The 3,061-nt window shown below is 65.8% G+C and carries 3 protein-coding genes; 1 reads left to right on the top strand and 2 read right to left on the bottom strand.

Annotation, left to right across the window (positions count from 1 at the left end; genetic code table 11):
- Nucleotides 1-33: 33 nt before the first annotated feature.
- Together Q0U08_RS19340 and Q0U08_RS19335 are read right to left on the bottom strand one after the other, a co-directional pair.
- Nucleotides 34-912, bottom strand: coding sequence for an AAA family ATPase (locus Q0U08_RS19340; protein ID WP_009824028.1), 879 nt, complete (start codon nucleotides 910-912; stop codon nucleotides 34-36).
- Nucleotides 839-2,239: a Mu transposase C-terminal domain-containing protein gene (locus Q0U08_RS19335; RefSeq protein WP_004212864.1), complete on the bottom strand. Its 1,401-nt coding sequence runs from the start codon at nucleotides 2,237-2,239 to the stop codon at nucleotides 839-841. Before Q0U08_RS19335 ends, Q0U08_RS19340 begins: the two co-directional genes overlap by 74 nt.
- Nucleotides 2,240-2,430: 191 nt before the next feature.
- On the opposite strand from Q0U08_RS19335, the gene Q0U08_RS19330 reads away from it, so the two are divergent.
- The gene (locus Q0U08_RS19330) at nucleotides 2,431-3,003 is read left to right on the top strand and encodes a recombinase family protein (protein WP_007407197.1); all 573 of its coding nucleotides are present in this window, start codon (nucleotides 2,431-2,433) and stop codon (nucleotides 3,001-3,003) included.
- The last annotated feature ends 58 nt before the right edge of the window (nucleotides 3,004-3,061 follow it).

Raw genomic sequence — 3,061 nt, 5'->3', positions numbered from 1 at the left:
CGCTAAATGGCGGCGTTCTGATCGCGCTATTTGTCAGTTGCCGGGTCCGATGACGAGGCAATCGCGCGCGGCCTGAACGATGTCAGCGGTGACCTCCTCGACGCGGTTGAGGGTCATGATCCGCCGCATCTGCGCGAACAGGCGCTCCATGAGCCGGAAGTTGCCGCGCGTGATGCGGATCACGGCTGCCTGCGCTTCGATCGCGTCGAGTTGGGCCGGGTCGAAGCTGATCCCGAAATCGCCGGCGTGGGTCGCGAGCAGCAGCCGCATTTCGGTCTCGGTAAGCGGTTTGAACTCGTGGACGAAGCCGATCCGCGAGTAGAGCTGGGCATAGCGGGCGAGGCGCTTCTCCAAGCCCGGCATACCCATCAGGATCAGCCCGAAGCCGTGGCGATCGGCCATGTCGCGGAGATGTTCGAGCGACTTTATGGTCAGGCGGTCGGCCTCGTCGACGATGACGAGGGGGCAGGCGATGCGGGCGGCGTCATGGGTGATTTCGTCCTGCGAGCCGCCCGCGACCGTCAGCCGGGCATAGCCCAGCTTAATGAGGTTGAGGCCCAACACCGCGTCGATCGTCTTGGGCGTGTTGCTGACCGACACGGTGTAGAAGACGGCGCGGCAGCGAGCGACCTTTTCGCCAAGGAGCGCGGCAATGGGACGGAGCGCGGCATATTCCCCCAGGTCGGGGAAGCTGGAAAACTCGCGCGCCGATCGCGTCTTTCCGACGCCCGGCCGGCCATGACACACGCCGATATAGCGGTAGTGCGCGCAGGCTTCGGCAAACTCGACGAACCGGGCATGTTCGCGGGTCGCCAGGAACGGCTGCTCGACCAGGAACTCAATCGTCAGCGGCGTAGAGCCGGAGCCCTCGGTAGGTGGTGGGCCGGGAAGCCGTATCCTCTTGGTCGCCATCGAAGGTCTCCGTGGGGGCAGGCACCTGCTTGTCGCGCTCCTTCGCGCCGCGCCGGGCGCGCTGGATCGCGCGCAACGACGGGTGCCCAGCGTGCTCGGAGCTGAGCGCACGGCAGACGAACCGGCCCTGGTGGTAGACGTGGATCTCGGTCAGGTCGCGGGGGTCATAGACCGCCTCGACCTGCTCGCCGACGAAGGCCGCGAGCGTGGGTTCGACATAGCGCCTGCCCATCAGACGGATGCCGTCGCGCAGCACTTTACGGGGCTTGGGCACGTGCACGAGCAGCATGTCGAGCTGTTCAAGGCTGTCGGGCATTGCGGGCAGGAACCCGCCCTTCTGCCAGCGCGTGATCGGCGGTTCGCCGGTGCTGCCATGCGGGCGACGATGATAGACGCCGCACACGAACGCCTCGAAGCGGGCGCGCAGCTCGTCGAGCGTGAGCACTGGCGCCGACAGCGGCTTGCCCGCGATCAGGTGGCCGGGCAGGTCGGGCAGGAACATGTCGTTGATGGTGCGGAACAGCCGCTCGATCTTGCCGCGCCCGCGAGGACGCCCCGGCAGCGAATGGATGAGGCGGATTTTGAGGGCGATGCACGCCTGCTCGATATGCTCGGAGATGAAATCCGAGCCGTTGTCGACGTAAAGCTGTTCGGGAATGCCGCTGACGATCCATTCGGGATTGGGCTTGCGCCAGATCGCCTGCCGCAAGGCGAGCGCCGTGTTGAGGGCACTGGGGGCATCGAGGCTGAGGAAGTAACCGGCGATGGCTCGGCTGTGATCGTCAACGATGACGGTCAGCCAAGGACGCACCGGGGTTCCGGCATCATCGAGCACGAGAATGTCGAGAACGGTATGATCGGCCTGCCACATCTCGTTCGAGGTCGCGGCTTCGCGCCGATGCACTAGCTCGTGCTGGTCGCGGTAGACGGCCGGATCGGAGGCTGCGGCGATCTGGCTTGCCGGTATCGCCCTGACGACACGCGCGACGGCCGCATAGCTGGGGGTTCGGTGTCCATGCGCGATGGCGAGTTCCTGCACCTTTCGGTGAATGGCGGCGACCGGGGGTCGCGGGCGCTTGGTGGCGAGAGTGCGGGTCAGTTCGACCAGATGTTCCGGCAGGTGCAGCCTGCCCCGATCGTTGCGCGGCAGACGCGCGAGACCGGCAAGTCCTTCGGCACGGTAGCGCCCGAGCCAGCGCTGCAACGTCCGCTCGCTCAGCGTGCCGGTGCGGGCGAGGTCCGCGAGCGGGATGCCATCGGCGAGGTGCGGTTCAAGGACGCGGTAGCGCTCGATCGCCAGCGGCGGGACAAGCGCCGGATGCGTCACCGCCGACGGTCCGTGTCGCAGGTAAGGAAAACGGAGATTTGCCTGCCCATCGCCATGCGAGTCCGCTCGCGTTGCCAAACCGGCCTGTTCGACGTAAATCTACCCGGTAAAGAAAACTAGGGCAACATAGACCTGCCGATGACGACTTTCTTCCCAAACCGCGCCCGATCGGGGCGCCACCGGCCCTACGCATGAAAATCGGTTACGCCCGCGTATCGACCGCCGAGCAGAACCTGGACCTCCAGCGTGATGCGCTGAAGGCTGCCGGCTGCGAGAAGGTCATCACCGACAAGGCCTCCGGGGCGACTGCCGCTCGCCCTGGATTGGAAAAGGTGAAGGAGCTGCTTCGCGCCGGCGACACACTGGTGGTCTGGCGCCTCGACAGGCTCGGCCGCTCGCTCCGTGATCTGATCGGATGGATGACCTACCTCGACGAGGAAAAGGTCGGGCTGCTGAGCCTGCACGAGGCGATCGACACGACCACCACGTCGGGCAAGCTTACCTTCCACCTGTTCGGGGCATTGGCGGAGTTCGAGCGCAACCTGATCCGCGAGCGGACCCAGGCCGGTCTCACCGCAGCCCGCGCTCGCGGCAAGAAGGGTGGCCGGCCGGCCGCACTCGGCAAGGACAAGCGCGACCTGGCCGTCAGGCTCTACCACGAGAACACGATGCCGATCGCCAAGATTTGCTCGATGCTCGGCATCTCCAAGCCAACACTCTACGCCTATGTGCGATCGGCCGAGACCAAGCCGGTAGCCGCGTAGCGACGCTCGCCGACAAATAGCGCGATCAGAATGCCGCCACTTAGCGCGAGCGTTTACA

The sequence above is a fragment of the uncultured Sphingomonas sp. genome, from assembly GCF_946477935.1.
Lineage (GTDB): Bacteria > Pseudomonadota > Alphaproteobacteria > Sphingomonadales > Sphingomonadaceae > Sphingomonas.
The sequence above is the reverse complement of the archived record's forward strand: the minus strand, read 5'-3'. Positions and strand labels throughout refer to the sequence as shown.

Excerpts from the sequence above, each read along its gene's own strand:
- Q0U08_RS19340 (WP_009824028.1), bottom strand. The coding sequence starts at position 912 with ATGGCGACCAAGAGGATACGGCTTCCCGGCCCACCACCTACCGAGGGC.
- Q0U08_RS19330 (WP_007407197.1), top strand. The coding sequence starts at position 2,431 with ATGAAAATCGGTTACGCCCGCGTATCGACCGCCGAGCAGAACCTGGAC.